A 26,630-nucleotide genomic window follows, 5' to 3' on the forward strand; every position below is an offset into this window, starting at 1 on the left:
TAAATGAAACGTTTTTCATTCACGTCTTGCTTGTTCAGTTTTCAAGGTTCATTTTCATTCGTTATTGCATCACCTCTTGGCGACTCATTTATAGTATCATCTTTCATTCATGAAAGTCAACACCTTTTCATAACTTTTTTATAGAAAACTATTTTTCATGTTAGATCACTGTAAATAAAGGAGGTTAAAAAGTGCGACGGATATTGCTATTACTAGCTTCTCTATTTTTAATTCTACTATTTTATCAAAAAGAAATTTCTACTGTTTTACCGACATTTAATGCGACAAATGAGCCTGCAATTATTTCAAAAGGACATTATGGGCAAACTTTAATGCTCGAAGTTACTTTTTCTCACGAAGGTTTTGAAACATGGCTTAAAAACCTAAAAGCGCCTTATCCTATCTTGTTACTTGATAAAGCTTGGATTGAACGCTCATCTTCAATGATTGAAATAATTAAAGACAAACGTATACCAACCGCGCTCCTTGGTCACAATAGTACAGATTATACAAATAGCAAAGTTTTAGAAGAAGAAATCACCATTTATAAGAAGTATTTTGACAAAGAGCCACTTTGGTTTATGACAAGGGATTATATATTCCCTGATGATTTGCAACAAATGATATTTAATCAGCGAATCAATATGCTTATACCAACAGCCCTTTGGCACCAAGAACTTCCGCTTGAAGAAGGCATGATTATTTCTGTTCCTCTCCATGCACACTCAACAATCGACTTTGAACAGCTCACTTTATTCATGCAACAAAACCCTATTGTTTCAATAGAAGAAAATTTATTTGGCTACCAAATAAAAACGAAAAAATTTCCCCAATAAAAAAAACGATGGTTACCCATCGTTTTTTAATTTTGCGTAGCTTGTTTACGTGCTTTGCGACGCTCTTCTAATTTTTTACGATCTTCCTCAGACTTAGCATTATACTTAGGTAACATTAACAATTGATATGCATTAACCGCAACTAATGGGAATAATAATAAGGCCACATATGTGTTGATATTATCTTGACGACCCATTAATGCAATAATCCATTCTAATGATGTAATTACAACCATAAAAAAGATAGAAGGAATTAATACATGTCTTTTGCCTGTCATATTCACTTTCTTAACAGCTGTTGCAATTGCACCAAATACTAAAACGAGCAGCAAACCAATATAAAATAGCCAATCTTTTGCCGTTTCTGCACCTGGTGCAAAACGGAAAATAACTAAATCAACCAGTACAACAACTATTAATAGCATTTGTACCCAATTCCATAATGTTAGTGTACGGAAAATATTCACACCGACTTGATGCAATGTTAAATAGGCAAAATAACCTGCTTGTGCAATTACGCTCATTGTAAAACCTAATAAAATCATCCAAGCAAATGCAGCAATAAACTCACCAAATTCTCCATTTACTATGTATGGCTTGAAGAAATCCCAACGTATAATAAGACTTGCAATGGCTGTTACACCACCACCTATTAACAACGACATAAGGAAAAACTTAATCCAATTTCGTATTGTCACGACATAATGTCCCCCATTTTATATTCTCCATTCTCATTTTAACAATGACAACTAAAAAAAGCTAATACGCAAATAAATACGATACATATTATTCGTAAAAATGTGAACAATAAATGAAAGAGCTTTAGGATTGATTACATGGCACAAAGCCATTTTACTCTCACAAACAACCTCTACTGCAGGTCGATTTTGATTTAGATGGTATTGAAATAAATTTTTTCTCAGCACCTACGATAATGGGATTATTATACTGAACTAAAATGAAAGGACGGATAAATAATGTATCGAATCGGAATTATTATTTTTTCTTTACTCCTGCTCACTGGATGTACTGAATCGAAAACAGCGACAATGTCATATGATGAAGTGAAAAAAATTATGGTTGATTCCATTCAAACAGAGGATGGAAAAAAAGCCATTCGCCAAGTGCTAGAAGATCCAAAATTTCGCGAGCTACTCATACTGGATAGTGACGAAGTAAAGCAAGCTACAGAAAAAACTTTATTATCTAAAGAAGCAGAGGATTTTTGGAAAAAGACATTTCAAGACCCGAAATTTAAAGAGGCGTTAGCGAAAAGCATGCAGGAGCAGCAGGAGGCCATTATGAAAGGGTTAATGAAGGACGCATCTTATCAAGAGGATTTACAGTCATTTTTTGGACAAGCTGATATGCAAAAGCAGCTTGAATCGATTTTAAAAAGCGCTCCACTACGCAAGCAAATGGAACAAATTGTAATGGACACAATTGAAAACCCGCTTCTACAAGCAAAATGGCAGCAATTAATTATTCAAAATGGTGGAGGGGGCAGCTCAGAGGAATCTGGGTCTGATTCCGAAAATCAAAAAGACGGTAGCCAAAAAGAAGATGAGGAAAAGAAGTAATAATTTTGAATCGCATTGGATTTAAAAAGAACAATAGCTGTATGGAAAGTAGCACGTCCACCCGCTTTCCATACAGCTTCATTTTTATTTCTTTAATTTCTCTACAATTTGACGAGCAATTTCTAAATAGATCTGCCCTGTCGGATGGCTCTCTGCATAAATAGACGGGGCGAAATCATCCTCTGTCCAGTCAGGCTGTCCTAGTGGAATTTGGCCCAGTAACTCTGTACGTAGCTCATCAGCTAATTTAGGACCGCCGCCGCGACCAAAGACATACTCTCTCTCACCTGATTTTGATTCATACCATGCCATATTTTCAATAACACCTAAAATATCATGATTCGTTTGAAGTGCCATTGCACCTGCTCTTGCTGCTACGAACGCTGCCGTTGGATGCGGTGTCGTAACAACGATTTCTTTTGAAGTTGGTAACATTTGGTGAATGTCTAACGCTACATCTCCTGTACCTGGTGGTAAATCTAATAATAAGTAATCGATATCTCCCCACTCTACATCACGGAAAAATTGATCTAATACTTTACCAAGCATTGGGCCACGCCATACGATTGGTGCATTATTTTCAACGAAGAAGCCCATTGAAATCACCTTTACGCCTCTGCGCTCTACAGGATAAATGCGATTATCCTTCACAACAGGCATTTCACCTATGCCCATCATATCCGGCACACTAAAGCCATAAATATCAGCATCGATTAGCCCAACTTTTTTTCCAAGGCGTGTTAGTGCTACAGCCATATTTACCGATACTGTCGATTTACCTACGCCACCTTTACCTGAGGCAATGGAAATAAATTGTACAGTTGATAATGGCGATAAAATATCTTGCGCCTGTGATTCTGTTGCTTGCCCACGAAATGCTTCTAAAGCCTCTGCAGCTAGCTCCTCGAATCGAATGCCTACAGACTGTGCACCATTTTCCTTTAACACTTCCACAACTTTCATTTGAAGCGTCATTTGTTCTGGTGTATTTGTTTTCGCAATGGCGATTTTCACACTCACATGTCCTTTTTCTTCTTTAATGCTAACATTTATAATACCGTTTGTTTCCGCTAATGTTTTATGTAAAAAAGGATCTTGTAGTTGTCCCAACAGTTCTCTGACTTGTTGTTCGTTCATTTCCTAAAACACTCCTCTATTTTTATATCCACTTAGTAGTATAGCATACCTATCATTGTAATATAGCTATTGGAGTTCCATGAAATAATAGTTCTCAATGCCGCGCGCAATAGCCAAAGCCATCTTTTCTTGATAGCCCTCATCTGCCAATAACGCTCGCTCTTCATCATTGCTTAAAAAACCTGTCTCCACTAACACCGCTGGTACTTGCACTTTTTTTAATAAATAAACTTCCTTAATCGACAATGCTTCACGGTCTGTATTTTGTAGATGTTCTCGAATCGAATCTTGAATGGTTTTGGCTAACAGTTCGCCTCGCGCATCGCCTTCTTTGTGATAAAACACTTGTGCTCCACGCCATTTGCTATTTGGAATGGCATTCGCATGAATCGTAATGAACAAATCAGGGTTATGCTTTTGAACAAGTGATTCGCGTAAAAAAATATCTTGTTTTTTACGTTCACGCAATGTTGGAAATTGCTCATTTGGTGCATGCTCTGCTAATACATCCTCTGTTGTCGTACGAGTCATAATGACTTCAGCACCCAATCGCTTTAACTGGCGAGCCACTTTTTCAGTAATTGCAAGCGTAATATCTTTTTCAATTACATCTCCTTTAGAAGCACCCCCATCAATGCCACCGTGCCCTGCATCCAACACGATTTTCACCCCACCTAATGGCTCAGGCAAGAAAAAGCGTTTATCGGAGGCACTTGTTTCATAAACAACAATCATCATACAACTAAACATAATTACAATTAGCGCTAACCAACGCTTCATATGCACACCACCTTTGACTTACTATACGCAAAAGTGGACGTGCGTATGCAAAAAGCTGTCTGGAAAGTGCTTTTCCAAACAGCCTTTAAGGTTCTCATTACTTCTCTTCTATGTCATTGCTCACCATTTCAAGCAGCTTCCTCGGGATATTAAAATGATTTTTTTCAAGGTGAAGCTCCATCATCTTATCTTCATCATGTGATTTTAACTCTCGCACCTCTTGATGCAGCGCCTCCATCTTTCTATCTAATTCACTAGCAGCTAAAGCAGCTTCTTTTAATTCCACCGTTAGCCTTTCTGGAACAGCATTGTCGTATTTATAGTAAATTTTATGCTCCAAGCTTGCCCAAAAATCCATTGCAATCGTTCGAATTTGAATTTCAACATACACTTTCTCTACTCGATCCGACATAAACACCGGTACTTTCACAATTAAATGCAGGCTTTGATAGCCATTTTTTTTCGGATTTTCGATATAGTCCTTACATTCCACTAGTTCAATATCTTGTTGATTGCACAGCATTTCCTTAATACGATAAATATCTGACCTAAATGAACATGTAATACGAATACCTGCAATATCCCGCATACTCTCTTTAATCGCTGGTAAGGATGGCTCCATATTTTTTCTCACGATTTTTCCTAAAATACTTTCAGGCGACTTTAGACGTGAGGAAGTATGCTCGATTGGATTATAATCGTGAATCATTTGAAATTCTTCTTTTAAAATACCAATTTTCGTGTTCATTTCGTCTAATCCAAATTTATAAATGAGCATAAATTTTTTCAGTTCATCTGCCATTGCTTTTAGTTTGTTTAATTGGATATTTGTATTCATCGTTTCACCTTCTACTCCGTAATCTCATCTATTATTTATTTTACTAGATGCTTGGTGAAATAAGCGAATGAAAAATACCATGCATTGTCATTGCCATCAGCTTAAATGCTGTAGTGCTGCTCATGCATGTGCTTGTAGTTTTTGCTCAATCATGTTATCGCCTCTTTCTGTAAATATATGACGATTTATTTATCATGATTGCCTCCTTTGTTAAACATCATTTCATTGTATTCGTTCGATTGCCCTTTTGGGATGCTTAAACTTTCCCATTCATCCTTTTTTATCTGCTTGCCAATAAAAAGAATTTGTCCTACATGCATCGCATAGTGAGCAACCTGTCTTTCAATTGCTTCAACTGCCATGTGCGCTTCCCCACGAATATATACCGTTGATTGAAGTTGCTCTGCAGAAAGTTTCTCAAGGGCTTGAAATAAAGCACACCACCCTTTTTCCCAAATCGCTAATAGCTCCTCCTTCGTAGTCATTGTATTCATAAACTCTTCCTCTCGATTTCGAGAAGATTTTTCACCATCGCTCGTCAAAAAATCAGTCCATCTCGAAATCATATTTCCACTCATATGTCGAATAATTATGGATATACTGTTGGATGACTCATGAATCGCCCAATGTAGCTCTTCTTCAGATAATCTAGCAATCGTCTTATCCCCTAAATCCTTTAAACCTTTAAATCGCTCATGAATAACTGTTAAATAAACTTTACCAAATTCCAACATTATCACTCCCTCTGATTCTATTCCTTTTCTGGCATTCATCCCGCCACTTATGGAAGTTGGGGGCTTCTGTATCTGTCACTCCGTTGCTGCCGCTTCGCTTTCGCACAGAAAACATTTGCTTCCGATACAAAAAGAATTTGCCACTGACGTTACACTTTCGCGACAGGAGAAGATTTGCTGAATCAAGTTAAATCTATATTCAGAATAAAACAAAAAGATTGTTTTGAATAGCTAGATAAAAAGATAGAGAACCTTTTACCAGAGGAAATATGTCCGTTTTAGCTGACAAATGGATTCATAAAAATAGGCTACCGAGTCTTCCCCGATAGCCACTTCCTACTCTTTAAGCGCTTCAACAATTTTTCGCTTCCATTGCAAAAATTCTTCACTCAAATATAATTGCTCGTCACGTGGTCGCTTAAAGGGCACTTTAATTGATGCTTTTACAGTCGCTGGATTTGTAGATAGTAGAATGACATGGTCCGATAAGAAAAGAGCTTCTTCAATATCGTGCGTGATAAATAAAATGGATTTATCATACGCCTCCCATGTCTTCAGTAACCATTGCTGCATTTCCTTTTTCGTAAAAGAATCGAGCGCAGAAAATGGTTCATCTAAACAGATGAGTGACTGCGGACTAAGTAACGCTCGAACAAATGCTACTCGTTGCTTCATTCCACCAGATAATTGATTCGGGTAAGCATGAATCATCTCTCCTAAATTAGCTTTTTGCAATAATTCAATTGCCTTTGTTTCATCCGCTTTTCCTGCTAATTCACTGCCGAGCATCGCATTTTGTAAAACCGTTCTCCAAGGAAAAAGTGAAGGATTTTGGGGCATATAGCTCAGATGACCATTTTCATTCGTAATATCCCAATCATTTAATCGTATTTTTCCTTGCTCCGGCTTTAAAATTCCGCCGATGAGATGGAACAATGTGCTTTTCCCACTACCTGAAGGTCCTAGTATAGAAACAAACTCCCCATTCTCGATTGTAAAAGAAATATTAGAAAGAATCTTCTTCTTTCCAAACGAATGATGAAGCTGCTCGATCTGTAAAGTCATTGTATCCCCTCATTTCGTTGCCAGCGTGTAAACCATTTTTCAAGCGCTAAAAATAGAGCGAAAAAGATTAAGCTTAAAATAATTGTAATGACAATCGCAACGAAAACGCGCGGTGTTCGATAGGAAGACGCTGCTAATGTCATAAATACGCCGATGCCTTTTTGTGCACCTAGCCACTCCGCTACAACAGCTGTCATCACGCTATATGTTGCTGCAATTTTTATGCCAGAGAAAATACTCGGAATCGCATTAGGTAATTGCAACTTAAAAAAAGTTTGTTTTCTCGTTGCACCCATCATTTGCATATAATGCATATACTCACGATTTGTTTGGCTAAATCCATCAAGCGTCGCAATCGCTATTGGGAAAAAGGCTGTCGTTGCAATAATTAAGTATTTTGGGAAATCCCCTAAGCCAAACCAAATCATTAAAAGCGGTGCTAATACAATGGTCGGGATATTTTGAGAAATAACGAGAAACGGCATAACGATTTCCCGCGCAGTCGAAAAAATATGTAGCATTGTCGCAACGATAATACCTAGCACGATAGCTGAGGTGAAACCAACTAATACAAGCTTTATCGTCGCCAGTATATGTGGTAAAAAGGCTGGGAAAACAACAAACATTTCCTTTGCAATAATAGAAGGCGCAGGTAGTACCCATATTTCAATTTGAAATAACTTCGTTGCCATTTCCCACAGAACCATTGCGAGAAGAAGAACAAGCGCAGGCTTCCATATATTTTTTATTTTCATAACTACTTCCTCACTTCATTGCATTTGCGATAAATTCATTTGTAAATGCTTGTTGAATTTCTACTTCATCAATAATCTGATGCTTAATCATGAAGTTCGCAAAGTTCTCCCAACGACTTGCTTCTTGAACACCCCAAGCGGTTGCTCCTTCTTTATAACGAGGTGATAGCCATTCTTGACTGCGCTTCACAAGCTCAGGACTCAAGTCAGGCTCTGCTGCAATTAAAATAGCGGCTGCTTCTTGTGGATTGTTAATCGCAAATTCATAGCCTTTAAATACAGCATTAACGAATGCTTGTACCGTTTCAGGGTTTTTGTCAATCATTTCATCGTTCGTAATAATAAGCGGTGAGTAGGTGTTTAGCTCTGGTGCAAAATCAGTCGTTTTAATAAAATTCATATCCGTACCACGAATTTCACCTTCAATGCCTGTCCATGCATAAAAAATACTGACAAAATCAATATCTCGACCCATTGCCACAAAATAATCTGTATTGCCAACCTGCACCATATCTATTTTTGAGGCATCTCCTCCCTCTTTGTTCATAATTGCTTGTAGAGAGGCTTTTTCTAATTCTGAACCATGCGCACCATATATGCGCCCTTCAAAGTCCTTCGGTGTTTCAATCCCTTTTGCTTTTGGTGTGTAGTAGCCACCAGTGTGTGTCTGGATAATTGCAGCGATTGAAACAATTGGGATACCTTCTGAACGCGCTTGTGTTACTTGATTTTGAAAGCTAATGCCAAATTCTCCTTTTCCCGAGCCTACAATTTGCTCAGCGCGCACCTCACCAGGCAACATAATTTCAACATCTAAACCTTCCTCTTCAAAAAAGCCTTTTTCTTTTGCTACATAAATCCCTGTATGATTCGTATTGGGTGTCCAATCTAAGAAGAGCTGAACTTTTTCGTTACCTTCTCCCGTCTGACAGCCAGCTAAAAGAAAGGCTAACGTGAAAACTAACAAATATTTTACGATCGCTTTCATTGAAATGTATCCTCCATTTATAGTTTCACTTTCTCATCATATTGTGATAACCATTTTTCAAATGTGTAGGACATTTCCCAAAACGCTAATTCATATTCCTTCGCGATAATAAACTGCTCTTTCACTTTTTCTTTTTCCTTCTCACTCATATCCTCCACAAGTGAATTTAATAAATCAATTTGCTTTTGTGTCGCCTCTTGGAACCAGTCGCTTGCATATGTAGCAAGCCAATTGCGATAAATTTCGGTTTCTGGATTTGCATGCTCATATGTTTTACCAATGTCAGCATATAACCAATAGCATGGCAACATAGCAGAAATGACATATGCTAAATTTCCGTACATTGTCGAACGATACAAATGTGATGTATAACCGTAAGCCGTTGGTGCTGGCTTGAAATTTTCCATATCCTCCTCAGTAATATTTAAAATTTCTGCATGCTGCTGATGGACACCTAACTCCGCTTGAGCCGTTCTGCTTGCTTTTTCTGCAAGGAAAGAGGTGATCGCAAAATCCTCCGCTTGCGCTGCTGCTAATGCGTGCACCTTTGCATAATGATTTAAATAATAGATATCTTGTAAAATATAGTTTTTAAATATTTCAAGCGGTAGATCCCCTTTCACAATCCCTTGCACGAATGGGTGGTGTAAACTTTTCTCCCAACTCTCTTTTGTTGCTAAACGTAATTCATCAGTAAACTTCATAAAAAAACCCTCCTAATTTGTTCTTTTTCTAAAAGGAACACATAGGAGGGTTTCGTTTTTGAATGAAATAGGCATAAACATGCCAAAATACATTGCCATTAAACGAATTCATTTCCCATCTACTTCCCTCCGCTCGTCCTAACGAGATCAGGTTCTAAGAGTAATTCTCAGCCAACATTTGGCACCCCTAGTAGAAAAAGATTTATATTTTAATTTCAACTAAAATCATAACGTATAAAATTTAATTGTCAAATATTTTTTTCTTTTAAATTATAATTAATCACACAATATCGCACTATCTCAAGGTTTTTTTACAGAAAAAAACCTTTCCCACAAAAGTGAGAAAGGGTCGGAAACGTAAATATAGGATATTAACGTTTTGGGAATTGTTATATGGATAAAAATGTATGAAAGAGAATTGGAATTGATATTAATTGAACCAAAGTAATTCCTCTTTTTTTAAAGTATTATTTAATTAGGTTTGTCCACATTTGTTTTGCTTAATAGCCCTTTTAATGCCAAATACGAGTGCTATGATAACTTCTTTAACGTCCATCGGCTAACAATGCCTAAAATAGTTTTTCCATCCAATCACCTCTCAAGAGAAGTAACCAAGGGGATCAAACAGTCGTTTAGCAATGTCTAAAAATACAAAAGCCACAAAGTTATATAAAATAACCGTGTCTAACTTTTAGGGGTCACTTTATACAATACCCGTTTTTCAACGAAAGGTGTTTTGATTTGTCTCATTTTTTTAGATCAGTGCAATATTTTATCGAGGAATTAGGCTTTTGACCTTCAACAATCACGCCCGATTATAGAAATGGGTTCCATTTTCATATGCTCAGACACATTTTTCTGGCATGTACAACCGCATATAAAGATAACCATCCTCCATATCGTCTGTTATTTCAAAGCCTATATTGCTCCAAAATTTTTGTGCGGTTATATTTTCTTGATTAACTGGTAAGGAAATCCTACTTGCATTGTATTCTTTCCACAAATATTCAACACAAAGCCTAGCCGCTGCTGATCCATAGCCTCTTTTTTGAAAACGGCTATCTATCATAAAATTTATGATTTGGGGGTTATTTTCGCCAATATACATTAAAACATAGCCCACCATCACATTATCGGCATAAATTGCAAATGGGCGTGAATCATCATAAAACACCCATGCTTCGGCTAAAGACCACGCTACAGGGTCTACAAAGTCCACATTGGTATCAGTTGTATGCAAGTTTAAACATTCTTCATAATTGTCCCGATTAATTTTTCTTAACTCCACCAAAGAAATACCTCCTTCCAAACATAGTTAAGAATGTTCAACTTTTGAAAAGTGGAATTAGCAAATAAATCTTAATACAACCTGGAAATCCTAGAACTTAGATTTTGAATCAGTTCTCCTTGACAATAGTCATTCATATAGTCGCATTGCACCACTTTATTATTATAGCTCTATGCCACATAATGGCCCGATTGTTGAAAATCGATTTCGTAAATTATACTTCATAAGTTTATTTTAACACATACCCACCGCGAAAATTCACACTAATCTGAACGCCATATTAGTTCTGAAATATACAATAACGCTAAAATAGCTTGCCATTTAATATGTATAATGGATATGACTTTTCCTCAACAACTACTTTTTAAACTTTCATTTCTTCACCACCTTTAAATACTTTAACTACTATAAATAATACCTATATATTCATTAGTTAAAGTACTGAATTTAAAAAATCCTATACTTAGAGTACTCTAGTTTAGGATACTATATTTAATATGTAACCAATTGGATGGAAAAGGATATGTTTGATTAAGAGAGGGTCGGTGATATCTAAAAGACGCCCGTATCAGTTGTTGAGATGTTAAAGAACAATAAAATCTATAAAATTAAAGGATTGTTCAACAATCGCTCCCTTTTTGGAAGAATCATTAAGCTTTTGGATATGTATCAATCAATTTACCGAAATTAGCTTTATACAACTTTTCAAATATCTCAATCCCTTGATAAAAGTTTTTATCATAGGTTCCATCACCTTCAACTGTCCACGAGGTTGCTAACACCGTGTGACAATATCCCCAGAGCAGAAGCCGCTCTTTATTTAGATTAAGTTCTTTAGTGAAAATCTCTACTCGCTTTTGGATAACTTCAAAAACTTTCTGATCCGGTAGCTTATTTAACATGTATTGTATTAAATCATACTCAATCTCTCCGATTAAGCCCTTAGGATCAATTGCCGTCCAATTCCCTTCCCCAGATGCGAGCACGTTATAATGGTGAAAATCCCCATGAAGAAGAAAATATTGTTCTGTTGTTTGATTTAAGAATGTGAAAATTCTCAATGCCCTTTCTAGTGTTTGTTGGGGGATAGGTCCAACTCCATTTGAATGTTCATCCAAAATTTTTCGAAGCCCTTCTTCCCTTTCCTTGGTAGTAGGAATTCTGGTATGAACTGGCGCGTGAATGGTTAGATTTTTTATCACATTAGCTGCGAGTCGACAAGCCTCCTCATCGTCTGTTACTTCAGCTAAAGTATACCCAGGTGAAAGTTTTTTAAGAATGATGATTCCATTTTCCTTATCTGAGTCGATCAGTTGAACAATTCCTTTATCCCTAAACAGATGTAAGGCCTCTAGCTCATCTAAAAAGCCCTTTCCCGGGATACAGATCTTTACTACTACTTCTGTCGTATCTTCCATTGTAGCAGGTGCAACGTAATTGACGGAAAGAGTATAAGGCTCTTTTAACTTCATGGACCATTTTTGTTCGCAGTAATGAATTAAATTCGGTAAATTTTGTAACCAGGATTCCCCTTGTTCTTTAAAATATAAACGCACTGACTGAACAAATTGTTTTTGTAGCTTCATAATGTACTCCCTTTTTAACATTTCTGCTTATATTTTAGTTCAAAAAACACTTCATTCCATACTACATCAACTATTGAATTTACTTCTCAAATATTAAAGACAGGCGACCTATTCTTTAATTTATAAACCTGTGATAAATCTTACTAATGGTACACCAGTATGTTGTTGCGGTAACTTCTTCAAAAAGCTTTTGTCAGTTTTAAAAAACTTTGTACTAATTGTAAAATTCCAGATGTTTTTTTATCCTGTCTATAATAATCTAATCTATCTTGTAATGTACCTGTATGAAATTCAAACTTATAACCATCTGGATCAGTGAAGTAAATAGATTTTTTATCTCTTTGATACCTAAAAGAATATTGGTTCGCGTGTCTCCGCATTCGCAATGATTAGCTGATACGTACCTGCACCTGTCTCACCTTTATACTCATCCACCGTAATCGCTTTTGGTAAACGTACACCCTCCACCAATTGTTTATTCGCTACCTTTTGAAAACGGCGAATAACCGTTGTGACTGATGTCCCTAGTACTTCTGCCGCTTCTTTAAATGTTTTGGCTTGAATCGCACGTATACTCACCACTTGATTCCATTTTTTTGAGTAGCATTGATATTTATCTACGAAAGAGGCATTTTCAGAGAATCACTTTCCGCAATCACAAACATAAAGACGACGTTTATAAAAAAGAATTGTTAAACGTTCAAACCACTTTAAATGATTGATCTTCTATATACGATAATCGTGAACCTTCGATATTTCTTTTTGACAAACAGGACATGGATGCGTATATTTTGGTAATTGTACATACAATACGATTCGATCGCCTACTTTTTCTATTTTCGTAATCTCTACATCTTTTAATCCAGGGATTTGCACAGTTCACCTTTCTATTACTTCTTTATCGACAATTCAAGTATATAGAAATCGGTGAATCTGTGCTTTTTTTATGCGTGTAATTGTGTGAACACCCCAACAAATATTATAGAGCCCAAAAATAAAAAAAATCCCCTCTCGACAACCGAGAGAGGATTTTGAAAAACGCTGATATAACAACGATATTAACGTTTTGAGAACTGTGGTGAACGACGAGCGCCGCGTAAACCTGGTTTTTTACGCTCTTTTGCACGTGCATCACGAGTTAATAAACCAGCAGATTTTAATGCTGGACGGAAATCTGGATCAACTTGTAATAAAGCGCGTGCGATACCATGACGGATTGCACCAGCTTGACCAGTGAAACCACCACCGTTTACGTTTACGTGAACGTCATAGCTACCTTTTGTTTCAGTTGCTTCAAGTGGTTGGTTGATGATTAAAAGTAAAGTTTCATATGGTAAGTAATCAGAAACATCACGGTTGTTGATTACGATTGTGCCTTCACCCGGTACTAAACGTACACGTGCTACTGAGCTTTTACGGCGACCTGTGCCGATGTATTGAACTTGTGCCAAGGTTATATCCTCCTATTAATGTAGTATATTATCCACGAAGCTCATAGGCTTCTGGTTTTTGTGCTGCGTGTGGGTGTTCTGCTCCAACATAAACATTAAGTTTACCGAACATTTGGCGACCTAAAGAGTTTTTAGGAAGCATCCCTTTAATTGCTAACTCGATCATTTGAGTTGGGTATTTCGCTTTCATTTCGCCTGCTGTGCGTTGTTTTAAACCACCAGTATATTGAGTATGGCGGTAGTAAATTTTACCTTCTAATTTGTTACCTGTTAACTCAATTTTGTCAGCGTTGATGATGATTACGTGATCACCTGTGTCAACGTGTGGTGTGAAAGTTGGTTTATGTTTACCGCGTAAGATAGCAGCTACTTCAGAAGCTAAACGTCCAAGAGTTTGGCCTTCTGCGTCAACTACTAACCATTTACGCTCTACTTCGTGACCTTTAGCCATGAATGTTGTACGCATGTATATGTCCTCCTAATTAATTCGATTACCGTTATTTTTCATTATTAAACACTATAAGTTTCGGGGCTTATTTGTGGTGGTAATGAAAATACCATACATCATCATATAATGAATTACGTCATAAGTCAAGAATTTTTATTGCACACCTGGAGAGGTTGTTAAAGCTTGAAATCAGTAAAAAACTTCCTCCAAATAAAGCCCATGTGCAGGGGCTGTTTTTCCTGCTTTACTGCGGTCCTGTGCCTCGATTGCCTCTGCCACTGTCTGTACTTCACGTCGAGCGACACCGACCTCCCACAGCGTCCCTGCGATGATGCGCACCATATTATATAAAAATCCATTGCCCGCAATCGTCATATGTAGCTCATCCCCTATCCATTCTAAATTTAACGAATGAACAGTGCGCACTTTATCAACCACGCTCGTATTCGCTGCACAAAAGCACGTAAAATTATGCGTGCCTATAATCAATTGTGCTGCTTCACGCATTGCTTCAGCATTCGGCCTTACCCCTCTTGTTTCCACCGTATAGAAGCGTCGGAACGGGCTTTGAATTTTGCTACAATCCCAAATATAGCGATAACGCTTGCCCACCACACTATAGCGCGCATGAAAATCATCTGTGACTTGCTCAACAGACAAAACACGAATATCACTCGGTAGTTGAACATTCAATGCTTTTTGATAGCTATCTGTTGGTATGACTAACGATGTATCAAAATGAATGACTTGTCCGCTCGCATGAACACGCGCATCTGTGCGTCCACTTGCCGTCACATGTACGCGCTCTCCTTTATGCATTTTCCTTAATACCTTTTCTAGCTCCAGCTGCACTGTGCGTTCACCTGGCTGCACTTGATAGCCAGAAAATTGTGTTCCATCATAGCTAATTGTTGCTTTTAGTCTCATACGCCACCTCTAGTTTCGATAAAATACAAGCACTGCTGCCAGTACAACAAGCGATCCTAAACAAATCATATCGCGGTAATCCCATTTTAATTGGCGATAGCGAGTTCTACCTTCCCCACCACGATAACCACGCACTTCCATCGCTGTCGCTAAATCTTCCGCACGCTTAAAGGCACTGACGAAAAGCGGGACTAGCAGTGGCACAACCGCCTTTAAGCGATCCTTGATTGGTCCTGCACTTAAATCAGAGCCACGTGCCATTTGTGCCTTCATAATTTTATCTGTTTCATCCATTAGCGTCGGAATAAAGCGTAGCGAGATAGACATCATCAAAGCTAATTCATGTACAGGTATTTTAATTTTCTTTAATGGATTAAGCAATACTTCAAGCCCATCTGTAATGGAAATAGGCGATGTCGTTAATGTTAAAATGGATGTCATAAATACAAGCACTAAAAAACGAATCGAAATAAAAATACCTTGCCTTAAACCTTGTTCATAAATTTTCAAGAAGCCTAAGTCTAAAACGACCGCTCCTTCTCGCGTAAATAGCGTATGCAGTAAAAACGTAAAAATCATTAAAAAGATAATAGGCTTTAAGCCATTAATTAAAAAATATAGGCGAATGCGCGATATAACTATAATAAACAACGTAAACGCAAGCAGCACCCCATATGTTATTACATTATTCGCTAAGAAGACTATGACGATAAAAACAAAGACAAAAATTAGCTTCGCGCGTGGGTCAAGCTTATGTACGAAGGAATCTCCTGGAATATAGCGCCCAAAAATCATTTTCTCCATCATTTTCGGTCACGCTCCTCGTTCACAACTTGTGCTAATTCAATCGCTAACTCTTCCTCTGTTAAGCATACTTTCGGTAATGTTGTACCGATTAGCTTTTCTACACGGTGCTGGAAGCGGACAATGCGCGGTGGCTCCAAACGATATTTCTTTAATGTCTCCACATCTGCAAAAATCTCTCTTGGCTCCCCTGTTAACACACAGCGCCCTTCATGCATAATCGCAATACGATCAGCGTAACGTGCCGCATCCTCCATGCTGTGCGTAACGAGAATCGTTGTTAACCCTCGCTTCTTGTGTAACTCATAAAACATGTCCATAATTTCCTTTTGTCCACGCGGATCTAAACCCGCTGTTGGCTCATCCAACACAATCACTTCCGGTTGCATCGCCAAAACACCTGCGATAGCTACGCGGCGCATTTGTCCTCCAGATAAGTCAAACGGTGATTTTTCTAACACTTCTTCAGGTAGACCCACAAGCGTAATCAACTCCCGTGCACGACGTTCGGCTTCCTCCTCAGAAACGCCGAAATTCATCGGTCCAAACATAATATCCTTCAATACCGTTTCTTCAAATAGCTGATGCTCTGGAAACTGAAAGACGATACCTACTTTTTGACGCACAGGCTTTAGCTCCTTAGCTTTCTTTCCTGCTTCAATAATGCGATTACCGATATGCACCTCACCTGTAGAAGGCTTTAAAAGCCCATTAAAATGCTGTAAAATAGTTGATTTCCCCGAGCCCGTATGTCCAATAATAGCTTGATACGATTGATGAGGAATCGTTAAATCTACATCGAATAGCGCATATTTTTCAAATGGTGTGTCTTTTCCATAAGCATAGCTTACTTGTTGAAGTTTGATGTCCATAAATCATTCACCAGCTCTTCTTCTGTCATATGTTGTCCTACTAGCTTTACTCCTTGCTGTTGCAGGAGCTTTGTCATTTTCATTGAAAAAGGTAAATCTAGACCAAACTCAATTAATTGCTCACCTAATGCAAAAATCTCACTTGGTGTACCTTCTGCATATTTTTTCCCATCATTCATAAAAATGATACGGTCTGCTAACATTGCTTCTTCTAAATCGTGCGTAATGGAAATCACGGTTAGTCCTATTTTTTCCCGCAATGCTTGCACAGTGCTTAACACTTCGTCGCGCCCTTGTGGATCTAACATCGATGTAGCCTCGTCTAATATTAGTAACTGTGGATATATCGCTAACGCGCCTGCAATGGCAACACGCTGCTTTTGTCCTCCAGATAAATGATGTGGTTCATGATTTAAAAATTGCTCCATCTTTACTTGCTTTAATGCATCTTGCACACGTACGACCATTTCTTCATATGGAACACCGTTATTTTCTAATGAAAATGCAACATCATCTTGCACAGTTGCCCCAACGAACTGATTATCAGGATTTTGAAACACCATCCCAACTTGTGAACGTACATCCCAAAGATTCTCCTCCGTTAAAGGATTACGTAATACGCGTACTTCACCTTCCGCAGGGAATAATAAGCCATTCATCAGCTTCGCAATTGTGGATTTACCTGAACCATTATGACCGACAATCGCAATCCATTCTCCTTGCTGCACATTAAATGAAATATTTTGCACAGCTTTACGTGCTGTTTCATCCTCTGGTGTATAAGAAAATGTGACGTTGTGAAAAGATAGAATTTCTGTCATTGCTCTGCTCCTTCCTCTCTCTGCTCCACTATTAAAATTACACTGTTTTCTAACTGATTTCCACATATATAAAAATAAAGCACGTTAACAAGCAGCAAATGCCTAAACGTACTTTATGTTTATGTATGTAGTTTACACACTTATTTCCTGGGTAATCCTCTATGAATCTAGGGATATTAAGTTGAATCAAAATAAAAAAGCGCGCACCTCATTCAGAGAAATGCGCTTATCACTACATTAAGGAGAATACGGCTGCTCATTTCCGTACTCTGAATGAATGAGGTGCGGAGAGCTAGACGAGACGCCAACATGATGTTTCGCTCATCGTAACGCTCAGCTTAATTATTTGTCGTATAAATCTTCATTATATTGACTCAGCGGATGTTACGGATTTTGAAGAGGAGCTTTTCGAGCGCACTCGAAAAAATCCGAACACAATTACGCTGAGGCGTAATTGATTTAAAGAGAGGGCGTGCCGCTGTTCATAGGTGAACTAGGCACCCCCTCAAAATCAACTGTCGTTAATGGATTAAACTAATTCAATCACAACTACAGGTGCGCCGTCTCCACGACGAGGACCTACTTTAAGAATACGAGTGTAACCACCTTGACGTTCTGCGTAACGTGGTGCAACATCATCGAACAATTTTTGTAGTGCGAATGAAGTTGTTTCGTTGCCTTCTTCGTCAGTTTTCGTTACTAACTCACGACGGATAAATGCAGCCGCTTGACGACGAGCATGTAAATCACCGCGTTTACCTAAAGTAATCATTTTTTCAACAGCTTTACGAACTTCCTTAGCGCGAGCTTCAGTTGTTTCGATGCGCTCGTTGATGATTAAGTCAGTAGCTAAGTCACGTAACATCGCTTTACGTTGAGAACTTGTACGACCAAGTTTTCTGTAACCCATGGATGTTTCCCTCCTTTTAAAAAATATCTATTTCAAATTCGCTTAGTCTTCTTTACGTAATCCTAAACCAAGCTCTTCTAACTTCGCTTTAACCTCTTCTAAAGACTTGCGACCAAGGTTACGCACTTTCATCATGTCATCTTCTGATTTATTCGCTAATTCAAGCACCGTATTGATACCTGCACGCTTTAAACAGTTGTAAGAACGAACAGAAAGATCTAGCTCTTCGATAGTCATCTCTAAAACTTTTTCTTTTTGGTCTTCTTCTTTTTCTACCATGATTTCAGCAGTTTGCGCTTCATTTGTCATGCCTACGAAAATGTTTAAATGCTCTGTTAAAATTTTCGCTCCAAGCGAAATCGCCTCTTTCGGACCGATGCTTCCATCTGTCCATACATCAAGTGATAACTTATCGTAATCAGAGTTTTGCCCAACACGAGTGTTTTCCACTTGGAAATTGACGCGTGAAACTGGAGTGTAAATAGAGTCGATCGGGATCACGCCGATAGGAAGATCCTCACGTTTGTTTTGATCAGCAGGAGTATAGCCACGACCACGTTGCGCATACATACGCATACGTAAATGACCGTTTTTAGCGATTGTTGCAATATATAGCTCTGGATTTAAAATTTCAACGTCACTGTCATGTGTAATGTCAGCAGCCGTAACTGTTCCATCACCCTTTACATCAATCTCAATGACTTTTTCTTCGTCAGAGTAGATTTTTAAAGCTAGCTTTTTCACGTTTAAGATAATTGAAGCAACATCTTCTACAACGCCTTCTACAGTAGAGAATTCGTGTAATACGCCGTCAATTTGAATTGACGTTACAGCAGCTCCTGGTAATGAAGACAGAAGGATACGACGTAAAGAATTTCCCAAAGTGTTTCCATATCCGCGTTCTAGCGGTTCTACAACAAACTTGCCGTACTTGGCATCTTCGCTGATTTCCACTGTCTCAATCTTTGGTTTTTCAATTTCGATCATTCAATTTACCCTCCTTCAAAACATCAATGTATAGGTTCATACCATCATAGTTGTTATTCTTGATTGACTTTACTAATAAGTTGCACAAGACATTTGCACAAAGAAATGATGTACTTAAAGATATATGCTCTTTAAGCTGCACCCACTACACGCGACGACGTTTTGGCGGACGGCAACCGTTATGTGGAACTGGAGTAACGTCTTTGATAGCAGTTACTTCTAAACCAGCAGCTTGAAGTGCACGAATTGCAGCTTCACGACCAGCACCAGGACCTTTAACAGTTACTTCCAACGTTTTCAGACCATGTTCAAGGGATGTTTTTGCAGCCGTTTCTGCAGCCATTTGAGCAGCAAATGGTGTAGATTTACGTGAACCACGGAAACCAAGGGCACCTGCGCTTGACCATGATACAGCATTACCTTGCATATCTGTAATCGTTACGATTGTATTGTTGAATGTAGAACGAATGTGTGCAATACCAGATTCGATATTCTTTTTCACACGACGTTTACGAGTTTGTTGTTTACGAGCCATGTTAAGAAGGAACCTCCTTTACTTAATTATTTTTTCTTATTCGCTACAGTTTTACGAGGACCTTTACGCGTACGTGCGTTGTTCTTCGTATTTTGACCACGAACAGGTAAACCACGACGGTGACGGATACCACGGTTACAACCGATTTCCATCAGACGTTTAATATTAAGTGAAACTTCGCGACGTAAGTCACCTTCCACTTTATATGTGTCTAATTGTTCACGGATTTGGTTTAATTGATCTTCAGTTAAGTCGCGAACGCGGATATTTTCATCAATACCTGCAGCTGCTAATACTTTTTGTGAAGTTGTTTTACCAATACCGAAAATGTAAGTTAATGAAATTACAACGCGTTTGTCGCGAGGAATATCAACACCAGCAATACGTGCCATTTACGTGTGCACCTCCTTATTAATTATCCTTGTTTTTGTTTGTGTTTAGGATTTTCACAGATTACCATTACTTTACCGCGTCGGCGAATTACTTTACACTTTTCGCAGATCGGTTTCACAGATGGTCTCACTTTCATCTAACCTAACCTCCTTAATAGTCCGGAGTGCAAAAGATTATTTAAAACGGTATGTGATACGACCGCGAGTTAAATCATATGGAGATAACTCAATAGTAACCTTATCTCCTGGTAGAATACGGATAAAGTGCATACGAATCTTTCCAGAAACATGTGCAAGCACTACATGCCCATTTTCTAATTCTACCTTAAACATCGCGTTTGGCAAAGTCTCAACAACTGTCCCTTCGACTTCGATTACATCATCTTTCGCCATTAACTCTCGTCTCCCTTCTATATGCAATTTCAGATTATCCAATATCGATAATCATTATAACTGTTTTCTTCCGTTATTTAGAAGCAACTCGTCTCAACATATGCCTGGATTGTATGAGAGATGTTCGAAAGACGCTCGTCTGGTTTCGCTTCACACAATCCATGGAATGAACAGATCCCGGTTTAGAAAGCTGTATTCCTTATGTTAACACGATAGCCGGAATGTCTTGGATGAGAGATTCATACCCGTTACACAGATGCTTCCACGAAACCCGATATACAATAAGTGGATCATCACACGGACCGTGCTCCCCTCTCTCGTATTAAAATGGGTACAATATGCTTTTGCAACTCTCAAAAATTATGTTTCGTTGTTGCCTCCGCATGCCTCCCGCGAAAGCAGAACTTGCGCCTGAGTCGGGTATCAGCTGCGGCCGCTCTGTAACAGAGCATCAAGATCAGCAAATACTTTATTAATATCCTGCTGTCCGTTAATATTCGTTAAAACACCTTTAGCTTGGTAAAAATCAAGTAAAGGCTGCGCTTGGTTCATATTTACTTCCAAACGATTTGTTACCGTTTCTGGATTATCATCCGCACGTGTATAAAGCTCGCCACCATCTTTATCACATTTTCCTTCAACCGTTGGAGGGTTGAAAACTAAGTGATAAGAAGCACCACAAGTTTTACAAATGCGACGTCCACTTAAACGTGCTACTAATTCATCTTTATCAACTTGAATATTAATCGTATGTTCAATTGCACGGCCTAGGCTTTCAAGAATGCCATCTAATGCCTCTGCTTGTGGAACTGTACGAGGAAATCCATCTAATAAAAATCCTTTTTCACAGTCAGCTTGTGATAATCGCTCACGCACGATACCGATTGTTACTTCATCAGGTACTAATGCACCTTGATCCATAAACGATTTAGCTTGTAAACCAAGCTCAGTACCGTCCTTAATTGCCGCACGGAACATATCGCCTGTCGAAATATGAGGGATTGCGTACTTCTCAACAATTTTGTCTGCCTGAGTGCCTTTACCAGCACCTGGCAAGCCCATTAAAACGATATTCATACGAAGTTTCCCCCTATAAAGCTACTGTGTCTAGCTGGTTAAGGAAACGAAATCGTTCCCTAAAACCAACATTATTTCATAAAGCCTTTATAATGACGTTTCACCAATTGTGACTCTAGCTGCTTCATTGTTTCAAGTGCTACACCGACTACGATAATCATACCCGTTCCACCGATTTGAGCAGAAGCTGGTAAATTCATAAATGTAGTGAATAAGATAGGCATAACAGAGATAACACATAGGAAGATAGCGCCAACGAAAGTTAAACGATAAAGAACTTTAGTTAAATAAGTTTGCGTATCATTACCTGGACGGATGCCCGGAATGTATGCACCTTGTTTCTTTAAATTGTCTGCCACATTTTCAGGGTTCACTTGAACGAACGCATAGAAGTATGTGAAGGCAATAATTAAAACGATATAAAGCGTAAGTCCGATTAAGCCAGTCATTTGCTTATAATCGAACATACTTTCAATAAATATTGTTACACTATTTTTACCGAAGAACGTCGCTAGCGTTTGTGGTGTCATAATAAACGCCATAGCGAAGATTACTGGAATAACCCCTGCTGCGTTTACCTTTAACGGTAAGTGCGTTTGTTGACCACCTGTTTGTTGCGCGCGACCAGTTACTCGTTTTGCGTATTGAATAGGGATTTTACGCAACGCTTGGTTAACATAAATTATACCCACAATAACAGCAAGAAGTACTAATACTAACAATGCAAGAATCACAATTCGAATGAACAGTTGATCACCTGCACCTTGAATTTGTTGTGCATATACTTGGTTAACTGCAGTTGGAAATGCTGCTACGATACCAGCAAAGATAATAATGGAAATACCATTACCTACACCGTTTGCTGTAATTTGCTCAGACAACCATAGTAGGAAGGCAGTACCTGCTGTAAGCACAATTGCGATAGTTAAATAAGAACCAATACTCGTATCTGTAATCAATGAACCACCATAAAGCTGGTTAAAGCCAAATGACATAGCAAATGACTGGATAAGCGCAAGTCCTATTGTAAAGTATCTTGTAAATTGTGCTAACTTACGGCGACCAACCTCACCCTGTTTAGCCCATTCAGCAAATTTAGGAACAACGTCCATTTGCAATAATTGCACAATAATTGAAGCAGTAATGTATGGCATAATCCCCATCGCAAAGATAGAGAAGTTTGCCAATGCACCACCACCAAAAGTATTTAAGAAGCCAATAATATTGAACTCATCAGCCGCTTTCAATACATTTGCGTCAACGTTTGGTACGGGAATAAACGTTCCAATACGAAAGACGATTAACATTAATAAAGTAAAGATGATTTTATTTCGTATATCTCGAACGCGCATAAAGTTAGAGATCGTCTGAAACATTAAATCACCTCAGTTGTTCCGCCAGCATTCTCAATTGCTTCTTTTGCAGAAGCAGAGAATTTATGAGCTTTTACTGTAAGCTTTTTCGTTAAAGTTCCATTACCTAAAACTTTAATACCAGCTTTTTCATTACTCACAACACCAGTTTCTACTAATAATGCAGCAGTTACTTCTGCACCATCTTCAAAACGGTTTAATGCATCAAGGTTAACGATAGCGTATTCTTTACGGTTAATATTTGTAAAGCCTCGTTTAGGTAAACGACGGAATAGTGGGTTTTGACCACCCTCAAAGCCTGGGCGAACGCCGCCGCCAGAACGTGCGTTTTGACCTTTATGACCTTTACCTGCAGTTTTACCGTTACCAGAACCGATACCACGACCAACTCGGTTACGTACTTTACGTGATCCTTCTGCTGGTTTCAACTCATGAAGTTTCATTATGAGTGGCACCTCCTTGTTCAATGATATGAAATTAAATTTCTTTTACAGTAACTAAATGAGCTACTTTTGTAAGCATACCGCGAACAGCAGCATTATCAGCATGTTCAACAGTTTGATTAGTTTTACGTAAGCCAAGAGCCTCGATTGTTTTACGCTGTGCTGGTTTTGTACCAATCACAGATTTAGAAAGGGTAATTTGTAATTTAGCCATTATAATTCCCCCCCTTATCCTAATAATTCTTCCACTGATTTACCGCGAAGTTTTGCAACATCCTCAGCTTGCTTTAATTCAGTTAAACCTGCAATAGTTGCACGCACCATGTTGATTGGTGTGTTTGAACCTAGAGATTTTGAAAGAATATCAGTAATACCAGCTAACTCTAATACAGCACGTACTGGACCACCAGCGATAACCCCTGTACCTGGAGCAGCAGGCTTAATTAACACTTTACCTGCACCGAAGCGACCTTGCACTAAGTGTGGAGTAGTTCCACCTACGCGTGGTACTTCGATTAAGTTTTTCTTCGCGTCTTCAACAGCTTTACGGATAGCATCTGGCACCTCTTGTGCTTTACCAGTACCGAATCCTACATGGCCGTTCTTGTCTCCAACAACAACTAATGCTGTGAAGCGGAAGCGACGTCCACCTTTAACAACTTTCGCTACGCGGTTAATTGTAACTACGCGCTCTTCAAGTTGCTCTAATTTGTTTGCGTCAATGCGACTCATGAAGTATGTCCCTCCTTCTTATTAAAATTCTAAGCCGTTTTCACGTGCTGCTTCTGCTAAAGCTTGCACACGTCCATGATATAAGTAACCACCACGGTCAAATACAATAGTAGTAATATTTTTTTCCGCAGCGCGTTTTGCGATTGTTTCACCGATTTTAGCAGCTGCTTCAACGTTAGATCCGCTACCTTCAAAAGCTTTTTCTTGCGTGTTAGCAGATACTAAAGTTACACCAGCTACGTCATCAATTAGTTGTGCGTAAATGTTCTTGTTTGAACGGAATACATTTAAGCGTGGACGCTCAGCTGTACCCGTAATTTTTGAACGTACACGTGCATGACGTTTTTTACGAACTTGATTTTTATCTTGTTTCGTAATCACAGAGGTCACTCCTTTCTAATGCTTAGTTTTAGCATTATTTACCTGTTTTACCTTCTTTACGACGAACGTATTCGCCTTCATAACGAATTCCTTTGCCTTTATATGGCTCTGGAGGACGAACGCCACGGATGTTAGATGCTAATGCACCAACGCGTTCTTTATTAATACCTTTAACAATGATTTTAGTGTTTGAAGGAACTTCAACCTCTAAACCTTGTTCAGGTGTAAACTCTACTGGATGAGAGTAACCTACGTTAAGTACAAGTTTGCTACCTTGCATTTGAGCACGGTAACCTACCCCGATAAGTTCTAGAGTACGAGAGAAACCTTCAGAAACACCCGTTACCATGTTAGCTAATAACGCACGAGTTGTACCGTGGTTTGTACGGTGTTCTTTCGAATCAGATGGGCGAACAACAGTGATGATGTTGCCTTCTTGCTCGATTTTCATATCTTGATTAAATTGGCGAACTAATTCACCTTTTGGACCTTTAACAGTTACTGTGTTGTCAGTATCGACAGTTACAGTTACGTTAGCAGGTACCTCGATAAGCTTTTTACCTACGCGAGACATGTAAGTTGCACCTCCATTCTTTTATTACTAATTACCAAATGTATGCTAAGATTTCGCCGCCAACTTGTTTAGCGCGAGCTTCTTTATCAGTTAATAAACCTTGTGAAGTTGATACTAAAGCGATACCAAGACCGTTTAATACTTTAGGCACTTCGTTTGTTTTAGCGTATACGCGTAGACCAGGTTTAGAAATACGTTTTAAACCAGTGATTACACGCTCGTTCTCTTTACCGTATTTTAAGAAAATACGGATGATTCCTTGCTTGTTATCTTCGACATACTCAACGTCACGTACGAAACCTTCACGCTTTAAAATTTCAGCGATGTCTTTCTTTAAGTTAGAAGCAGGAACTTCTAATTTCTCGTGACGAACCATGTTCGCGTTACGAATACGAGTAAGCATATCTGCAATCGGATCAGTCATTGTCATGAAAATTTACCTCCTTCCCAAATTAGGGGATTACCAGCTGGCTTTTTTAACGCCAGGAATTTGTCCCTTATATGCAAGTTCACGGAAACAAATACGGCAAAGTTTAAATTTACGATATACAGAATGTGGACGGCCACAGCGTTCACAACGTGTATATTCTTGTACTTTGAACTTTTGCTTACGTTGTTGTTTAACGATCATTGATTTTTTAGCCACGTTTTCGCCCTCCTTGTTTTATTACTTTTGGAACGGCATACCGAATTGTGTCAATAACTCGCGAGCTTCTTCATCAGAATTCGCAGTCGTTACGATCACGATGTCCATACCGCGTACTTTCGAAACTTTATCGTAATCGATTTCTGGGAAAATCAATTGTTCTTTCACACCTAATGTGTAGTTACCGCGTCCGTCGAATGCTTTTTTAGAAACACCACGGAAGTCACGTACACGTGGTAATGCGATAGAGATTAATTTGTCCAAGAATTCATACATACGCTCACCGCGTAATGTAACTTTAGCACCGATAGGCATACCTTCACGTAAACGGAAACCGGCAATCGATTTTTTCGCTTTTGTTACAACTGGTTTTTGACCAGTAATAGTTGCTAATTCTTCTACAGCAGCATCTAGTACTTTAGAGTTTTGTACAGCGTCACCAACACCCATGTTAATAACGATTTTGTCTACTTTAGGCACTTGCATAACTGATTTATATTCAAACTTGCTCACTAGAGCAGGCGAAACTTCATTTACAAATTTTTCTTTTAGGCGGCTCATGTTCGTACCTCC

General features: G+C 38.6%; 35 protein-coding genes, 2 pseudogenes and 1 riboswitch. Of the genes and pseudogenes, 2 read left to right on the forward strand and 35 right to left on the reverse strand.

From position 1 onward, the window contains the following. The first annotated feature begins 203 nt into the window (after positions 1-203). Positions 204-836 (forward strand): hypothetical protein, encoded by a 633-nt coding sequence (locus C9J34_RS06290; RefSeq protein WP_153062614.1) that lies wholly within the window; start codon positions 204-206, stop codon positions 834-836. A gap of 26 nt (positions 837-862) precedes the next feature. Here C9J34_RS06290 and C9J34_RS06295 read toward each other — a convergent pair whose 3' ends face one another. Further along, positions 863-1,534, reverse strand: a complete 672-nt coding sequence (locus C9J34_RS06295) for a KinB-signaling pathway activation protein (RefSeq protein ID WP_107839019.1) — start codon at positions 1,532-1,534, stop codon at positions 863-865. Between the two features lie 279 nt (positions 1,535-1,813). Between C9J34_RS06295 and gerD the strand changes: the two genes are divergently transcribed. Further along, positions 1,814-2,416, forward strand: a complete 603-nt coding sequence (gene gerD, locus C9J34_RS06300; RefSeq protein WP_107839020.1) for a spore germination lipoprotein GerD — start codon at positions 1,814-1,816, stop codon at positions 2,414-2,416. Positions 2,417-2,500: 84 nt separating this feature from the next. On the opposite strand, the gene C9J34_RS06305 is transcribed toward gerD, so the two are convergent. The 34 genes and pseudogenes from C9J34_RS06305 to rplE form a co-directional block, all read right to left on the reverse strand. Further along, positions 2,501-3,553 (reverse strand): Mrp/NBP35 family ATP-binding protein, encoded by a 1,053-nt coding sequence (locus C9J34_RS06305; RefSeq protein WP_107839021.1) that lies wholly within the window; start codon positions 3,551-3,553, stop codon positions 2,501-2,503. A gap of 66 nt (positions 3,554-3,619) precedes the next feature. Next, on the reverse strand, positions 3,620-4,333 hold the full coding sequence (locus C9J34_RS06310) for an N-acetylmuramoyl-L-alanine amidase (RefSeq protein WP_107839022.1): 714 nt from the start codon (positions 4,331-4,333) through the stop codon (positions 3,620-3,622). Between the two features lie 97 nt (positions 4,334-4,430). Further along, positions 4,431-5,171: a GTP pyrophosphokinase gene (locus tag C9J34_RS06315; protein WP_153062615.1), complete on the reverse strand. Its 741-nt coding sequence runs from the start codon at positions 5,169-5,171 to the stop codon at positions 4,431-4,433. 185 nt (positions 5,172-5,356) lie between these two features. Beyond that, the gene (locus C9J34_RS06320; protein WP_107839023.1) at positions 5,357-5,905 is read right to left on the reverse strand and encodes a DUF1572 family protein; all 549 of its coding nucleotides are present in this window, start codon (positions 5,903-5,905) and stop codon (positions 5,357-5,359) included. Positions 5,906-6,241: 336 nt separating this feature from the next. After that, positions 6,242-6,970, reverse strand: coding sequence for an ABC transporter ATP-binding protein (locus C9J34_RS06325; protein WP_107839024.1), 729 nt, complete (start codon positions 6,968-6,970; stop codon positions 6,242-6,244). After that, positions 6,967-7,725, reverse strand: coding sequence for an ABC transporter permease (locus C9J34_RS06330; protein WP_107839025.1), 759 nt, complete (start codon positions 7,723-7,725; stop codon positions 6,967-6,969). The genes C9J34_RS06325 and C9J34_RS06330 overlap by 4 nt, the downstream gene beginning before the upstream one ends. 10 nt (positions 7,726-7,735) lie before the next feature. Then, positions 7,736-8,713, reverse strand: coding sequence for an ABC transporter substrate-binding protein (locus C9J34_RS06335; RefSeq protein WP_238600585.1), 978 nt, complete (start codon positions 8,711-8,713; stop codon positions 7,736-7,738). A gap of 17 nt (positions 8,714-8,730) precedes the next feature. Beyond that, positions 8,731-9,417 carry a thiaminase II gene (tenA, locus tag C9J34_RS06340; protein WP_107839026.1) on the reverse strand — a complete coding sequence of 229 codons (687 nt, stop codon included), beginning with the start codon at positions 9,415-9,417 and terminating at the stop codon, positions 8,731-8,733. A 107-nt stretch (positions 9,418-9,524) separates the two neighbouring features. Next, positions 9,525-9,616, reverse strand: a riboswitch (TPP riboswitch). Positions 9,617-10,261: 645 nt separating this feature from the next. After that, positions 10,262-10,705 carry a GNAT family N-acetyltransferase gene (locus tag C9J34_RS06345; RefSeq protein WP_238600588.1) on the reverse strand — a complete coding sequence of 148 codons (444 nt, stop codon included), beginning with the start codon at positions 10,703-10,705 and terminating at the stop codon, positions 10,262-10,264. 650 nt (positions 10,706-11,355) lie between these two features. Beyond that, positions 11,356-12,291 (reverse strand): aminoglycoside phosphotransferase family protein, encoded by a 936-nt coding sequence (locus tag C9J34_RS06350; RefSeq protein WP_193768916.1) that lies wholly within the window; start codon positions 12,289-12,291, stop codon positions 11,356-11,358. A 214-nt stretch (positions 12,292-12,505) separates the two neighbouring features. Continuing rightward, positions 12,506-12,641, reverse strand: a pseudogene (locus tag C9J34_RS22815) (metallothiol transferase FosB); the annotation flags it as partial. Further along, positions 12,640-13,167: pseudogene (locus C9J34_RS22820) on the reverse strand (transposase family protein). The pseudogenes C9J34_RS22815 and C9J34_RS22820, both read right to left, overlap by 2 nt. A 182-nt stretch (positions 13,168-13,349) precedes the next feature. Beyond that, positions 13,350-13,742, reverse strand: coding sequence for a 30S ribosomal protein S9 (gene rpsI, locus C9J34_RS06365; protein WP_107839031.1), 393 nt, complete (start codon positions 13,740-13,742; stop codon positions 13,350-13,352). A gap of 28 nt (positions 13,743-13,770) precedes the next feature. Next, on the reverse strand, positions 13,771-14,208 hold the full coding sequence (gene rplM, locus C9J34_RS06370) for a 50S ribosomal protein L13 (RefSeq protein ID WP_107839032.1): 438 nt from the start codon (positions 14,206-14,208) through the stop codon (positions 13,771-13,773). A gap of 171 nt (positions 14,209-14,379) precedes the next feature. Beyond that, entirely contained in the window at positions 14,380-15,117 is a 738-nt protein-coding gene (truA, locus tag C9J34_RS06375) for a tRNA pseudouridine(38-40) synthase TruA (RefSeq protein ID WP_107839033.1), read from the reverse strand. 9 nt (positions 15,118-15,126) lie between these two features. Beyond that, positions 15,127-15,924 carry an energy-coupling factor transporter transmembrane component T family protein gene (locus tag C9J34_RS06380; RefSeq protein ID WP_107839034.1) on the reverse strand — a complete coding sequence of 266 codons (798 nt, stop codon included), beginning with the start codon at positions 15,922-15,924 and terminating at the stop codon, positions 15,127-15,129. Further along, entirely contained in the window at positions 15,921-16,793 is an 873-nt protein-coding gene (locus C9J34_RS06385) for an energy-coupling factor ABC transporter ATP-binding protein (RefSeq protein ID WP_107839035.1), read from the reverse strand. The genes C9J34_RS06380 and C9J34_RS06385 overlap by 4 nt, the downstream gene beginning before the upstream one ends. Then, positions 16,769-17,614, reverse strand: a complete 846-nt coding sequence (locus C9J34_RS06390; protein WP_107839036.1) for an energy-coupling factor ABC transporter ATP-binding protein — start codon at positions 17,612-17,614, stop codon at positions 16,769-16,771. Before C9J34_RS06390 ends, C9J34_RS06385 begins: the two co-directional genes overlap by 25 nt. A gap of 529 nt (positions 17,615-18,143) precedes the next feature. Next, complete coding sequence (gene rplQ / locus C9J34_RS06395; protein ID WP_042478668.1) at positions 18,144-18,524, reverse strand: 50S ribosomal protein L17; 381 nt, start codon at positions 18,522-18,524, stop codon at positions 18,144-18,146. Positions 18,525-18,566: 42 nt separating this feature from the next. Continuing rightward, positions 18,567-19,511 (reverse strand): DNA-directed RNA polymerase subunit alpha, encoded by a 945-nt coding sequence (locus tag C9J34_RS06400; protein ID WP_107839037.1) that lies wholly within the window; start codon positions 19,509-19,511, stop codon positions 18,567-18,569. A 145-nt stretch (positions 19,512-19,656) separates the two neighbouring features. Beyond that, positions 19,657-20,046 carry a 30S ribosomal protein S11 gene (gene rpsK, locus C9J34_RS06405; protein WP_004233731.1) on the reverse strand — a complete coding sequence of 130 codons (390 nt, stop codon included), beginning with the start codon at positions 20,044-20,046 and terminating at the stop codon, positions 19,657-19,659. A gap of 26 nt (positions 20,047-20,072) precedes the next feature. Then, on the reverse strand, positions 20,073-20,438 hold the full coding sequence (gene rpsM, locus C9J34_RS06410; RefSeq protein WP_107839038.1) for a 30S ribosomal protein S13: 366 nt from the start codon (positions 20,436-20,438) through the stop codon (positions 20,073-20,075). A 23-nt stretch (positions 20,439-20,461) separates the two neighbouring features. Next, entirely contained in the window at positions 20,462-20,575 is a 114-nt protein-coding gene (rpmJ, locus tag C9J34_RS06415) for a 50S ribosomal protein L36 (RefSeq protein ID WP_000868344.1), read from the reverse strand. A gap of 37 nt (positions 20,576-20,612) precedes the next feature. Continuing rightward, positions 20,613-20,831 (reverse strand): translation initiation factor IF-1, encoded by a 219-nt coding sequence (infA, locus tag C9J34_RS06420; protein WP_042478660.1) that lies wholly within the window; start codon positions 20,829-20,831, stop codon positions 20,613-20,615. A gap of 423 nt (positions 20,832-21,254) precedes the next feature. Next, positions 21,255-21,908, reverse strand: a complete 654-nt coding sequence (locus C9J34_RS06430) for an adenylate kinase (protein WP_107839039.1) — start codon at positions 21,906-21,908, stop codon at positions 21,255-21,257. Between the two features lie 71 nt (positions 21,909-21,979). After that, the gene (gene secY / locus C9J34_RS06435; protein ID WP_107839040.1) at positions 21,980-23,284 is read right to left on the reverse strand and encodes a preprotein translocase subunit SecY; all 1,305 of its coding nucleotides are present in this window, start codon (positions 23,282-23,284) and stop codon (positions 21,980-21,982) included. Further along, positions 23,284-23,724 carry a 50S ribosomal protein L15 gene (gene rplO, locus C9J34_RS06440; RefSeq protein ID WP_107839041.1) on the reverse strand — a complete coding sequence of 147 codons (441 nt, stop codon included), beginning with the start codon at positions 23,722-23,724 and terminating at the stop codon, positions 23,284-23,286. The genes secY and rplO overlap by 1 nt, the downstream gene beginning before the upstream one ends. Positions 23,725-23,758: 34 nt before the next feature. Next, positions 23,759-23,941, reverse strand: coding sequence for a 50S ribosomal protein L30 (gene rpmD, locus C9J34_RS06445; RefSeq protein ID WP_193768921.1), 183 nt, complete (start codon positions 23,939-23,941; stop codon positions 23,759-23,761). Between the two features lie 11 nt (positions 23,942-23,952). Beyond that, positions 23,953-24,456: a 30S ribosomal protein S5 gene (gene rpsE, locus C9J34_RS06450; protein WP_107839043.1), complete on the reverse strand. Its 504-nt coding sequence runs from the start codon at positions 24,454-24,456 to the stop codon at positions 23,953-23,955. Positions 24,457-24,477: 21 nt separating this feature from the next. After that, positions 24,478-24,837 carry a 50S ribosomal protein L18 gene (gene rplR / locus C9J34_RS06455; protein ID WP_107839044.1) on the reverse strand — a complete coding sequence of 120 codons (360 nt, stop codon included), beginning with the start codon at positions 24,835-24,837 and terminating at the stop codon, positions 24,478-24,480. Positions 24,838-24,871: 34 nt separating this feature from the next. Then, a complete protein-coding gene (gene rplF / locus C9J34_RS06460) occupies positions 24,872-25,411 on the reverse strand; it encodes a 50S ribosomal protein L6 (RefSeq protein ID WP_107839045.1) in 540 nt (179 codons plus the stop codon). Between the two features lie 31 nt (positions 25,412-25,442). Next, positions 25,443-25,841 carry a 30S ribosomal protein S8 gene (gene rpsH / locus C9J34_RS06465; protein ID WP_107839046.1) on the reverse strand — a complete coding sequence of 133 codons (399 nt, stop codon included), beginning with the start codon at positions 25,839-25,841 and terminating at the stop codon, positions 25,443-25,445. Between the two features lie 30 nt (positions 25,842-25,871). Beyond that, positions 25,872-26,057 carry a type Z 30S ribosomal protein S14 gene (locus C9J34_RS06470; RefSeq protein ID WP_004233656.1) on the reverse strand — a complete coding sequence of 62 codons (186 nt, stop codon included), beginning with the start codon at positions 26,055-26,057 and terminating at the stop codon, positions 25,872-25,874. A gap of 21 nt (positions 26,058-26,078) precedes the next feature. Beyond that, on the reverse strand, positions 26,079-26,618 hold the full coding sequence (rplE, locus tag C9J34_RS06475) for a 50S ribosomal protein L5 (protein ID WP_107839047.1): 540 nt from the start codon (positions 26,616-26,618) through the stop codon (positions 26,079-26,081). Positions 26,619-26,630 lie beyond the last annotated feature (12 nt).

It is taken from the genome of Metasolibacillus meyeri, assembly GCF_003049505.1.
Lineage (GTDB): Bacteria > Bacillota > Bacilli > Bacillales_A > Planococcaceae > Metasolibacillus > Metasolibacillus meyeri.

Excerpts from the sequence above, each read along its gene's own strand:
- gerD (WP_107839020.1), top strand. The coding sequence starts at position 1,814 with ATGTATCGAATCGGAATTATTATTTTTTCTTTACTCCTGCTCACTGGA.
- C9J34_RS06305 (WP_107839021.1), bottom strand. The coding sequence starts at position 3,553 with ATGAACGAACAACAAGTCAGAGAACTGTTGGGACAACTACAAGATCCT.
- C9J34_RS06310 (WP_107839022.1), bottom strand. The coding sequence starts at position 4,333 with ATGAAGCGTTGGTTAGCGCTAATTGTAATTATGTTTAGTTGTATGATG.
- C9J34_RS06315 (WP_153062615.1), bottom strand. The coding sequence starts at position 5,171 with ATGAATACAAATATCCAATTAAACAAACTAAAAGCAATGGCAGATGAA.
- C9J34_RS06320 (WP_107839023.1), bottom strand. The coding sequence starts at position 5,905 with ATGTTGGAATTTGGTAAAGTTTATTTAACAGTTATTCATGAGCGATTT.
- C9J34_RS06325 (WP_107839024.1), bottom strand. The coding sequence starts at position 6,970 with ATGACTTTACAGATCGAGCAGCTTCATCATTCGTTTGGAAAGAAGAAG.
- C9J34_RS06330 (WP_107839025.1), bottom strand. The coding sequence starts at position 7,725 with ATGAAAATAAAAAATATATGGAAGCCTGCGCTTGTTCTTCTTCTCGCA.
- C9J34_RS06335 (WP_238600585.1), bottom strand. The coding sequence starts at position 8,713 with ATGAAAGCGATCGTAAAATATTTGTTAGTTTTCACGTTAGCCTTTCTT.
- tenA (WP_107839026.1), bottom strand. The coding sequence starts at position 9,417 with ATGAAGTTTACTGATGAATTACGTTTAGCAACAAAAGAGAGTTGGGAG.
- C9J34_RS06350 (WP_193768916.1), bottom strand. The coding sequence starts at position 12,291 with ATGAAGCTACAAAAACAATTTGTTCAGTCAGTGCGTTTATATTTTAAA.
- rplM (WP_107839032.1), bottom strand. The coding sequence starts at position 14,208 with ATGCGTACAACATTCATGGCTAAAGGTCACGAAGTAGAGCGTAAATGG.
- truA (WP_107839033.1), bottom strand. The coding sequence starts at position 15,117 with ATGAGACTAAAAGCAACAATTAGCTATGATGGAACACAATTTTCTGGC.
- C9J34_RS06380 (WP_107839034.1), bottom strand. The coding sequence starts at position 15,924 with ATGATGGAGAAAATGATTTTTGGGCGCTATATTCCAGGAGATTCCTTC.
- C9J34_RS06385 (WP_107839035.1), bottom strand. The coding sequence starts at position 16,793 with ATGGACATCAAACTTCAACAAGTAAGCTATGCTTATGGAAAAGACACA.
- C9J34_RS06390 (WP_107839036.1), bottom strand. The coding sequence starts at position 17,614 with ATGACAGAAATTCTATCTTTTCACAACGTCACATTTTCTTATACACCA.
- rplQ (WP_042478668.1), bottom strand. The coding sequence starts at position 18,524 with ATGGGTTACAGAAAACTTGGTCGTACAAGTTCTCAACGTAAAGCGATG.
- C9J34_RS06400 (WP_107839037.1), bottom strand. The coding sequence starts at position 19,511 with ATGATCGAAATTGAAAAACCAAAGATTGAGACAGTGGAAATCAGCGAA.
- rpsK (WP_004233731.1), bottom strand. The coding sequence starts at position 20,046 with ATGGCTCGTAAACAACAAACTCGTAAACGTCGTGTGAAAAAGAATATC.
- rpsM (WP_107839038.1), bottom strand. The coding sequence starts at position 20,438 with ATGGCACGTATTGCTGGTGTTGATATTCCTCGCGACAAACGCGTTGTA.
- rpmJ (WP_000868344.1), bottom strand. The coding sequence starts at position 20,575 with ATGAAAGTGAGACCATCTGTGAAACCGATCTGCGAAAAGTGTAAAGTA.
- infA (WP_042478660.1), bottom strand. The coding sequence starts at position 20,831 with ATGGCGAAAGATGATGTAATCGAAGTCGAAGGGACAGTTGTTGAGACT.
- C9J34_RS06430 (WP_107839039.1), bottom strand. The coding sequence starts at position 21,908 with ATGAATATCGTTTTAATGGGCTTGCCAGGTGCTGGTAAAGGCACTCAG.
- secY (WP_107839040.1), bottom strand. The coding sequence starts at position 23,284 with ATGTTTCAGACGATCTCTAACTTTATGCGCGTTCGAGATATACGAAAT.
- rplO (WP_107839041.1), bottom strand. The coding sequence starts at position 23,724 with ATGAAACTTCATGAGTTGAAACCAGCAGAAGGATCACGTAAAGTACGT.
- rpsE (WP_107839043.1), bottom strand. The coding sequence starts at position 24,456 with ATGAGTCGCATTGACGCAAACAAATTAGAGCAACTTGAAGAGCGCGTA.
- rplF (WP_107839045.1), bottom strand. The coding sequence starts at position 25,411 with ATGTCTCGCGTAGGTAAAAAGCTTATCGAGGTACCTGCTAACGTAACT.
- rpsH (WP_107839046.1), bottom strand. The coding sequence starts at position 25,841 with ATGACAATGACTGATCCGATTGCAGATATGCTTACTCGTATTCGTAAC.
- rplE (WP_107839047.1), bottom strand. The coding sequence starts at position 26,618 with ATGAGCCGCCTAAAAGAAAAATTTGTAAATGAAGTTTCGCCTGCTCTA.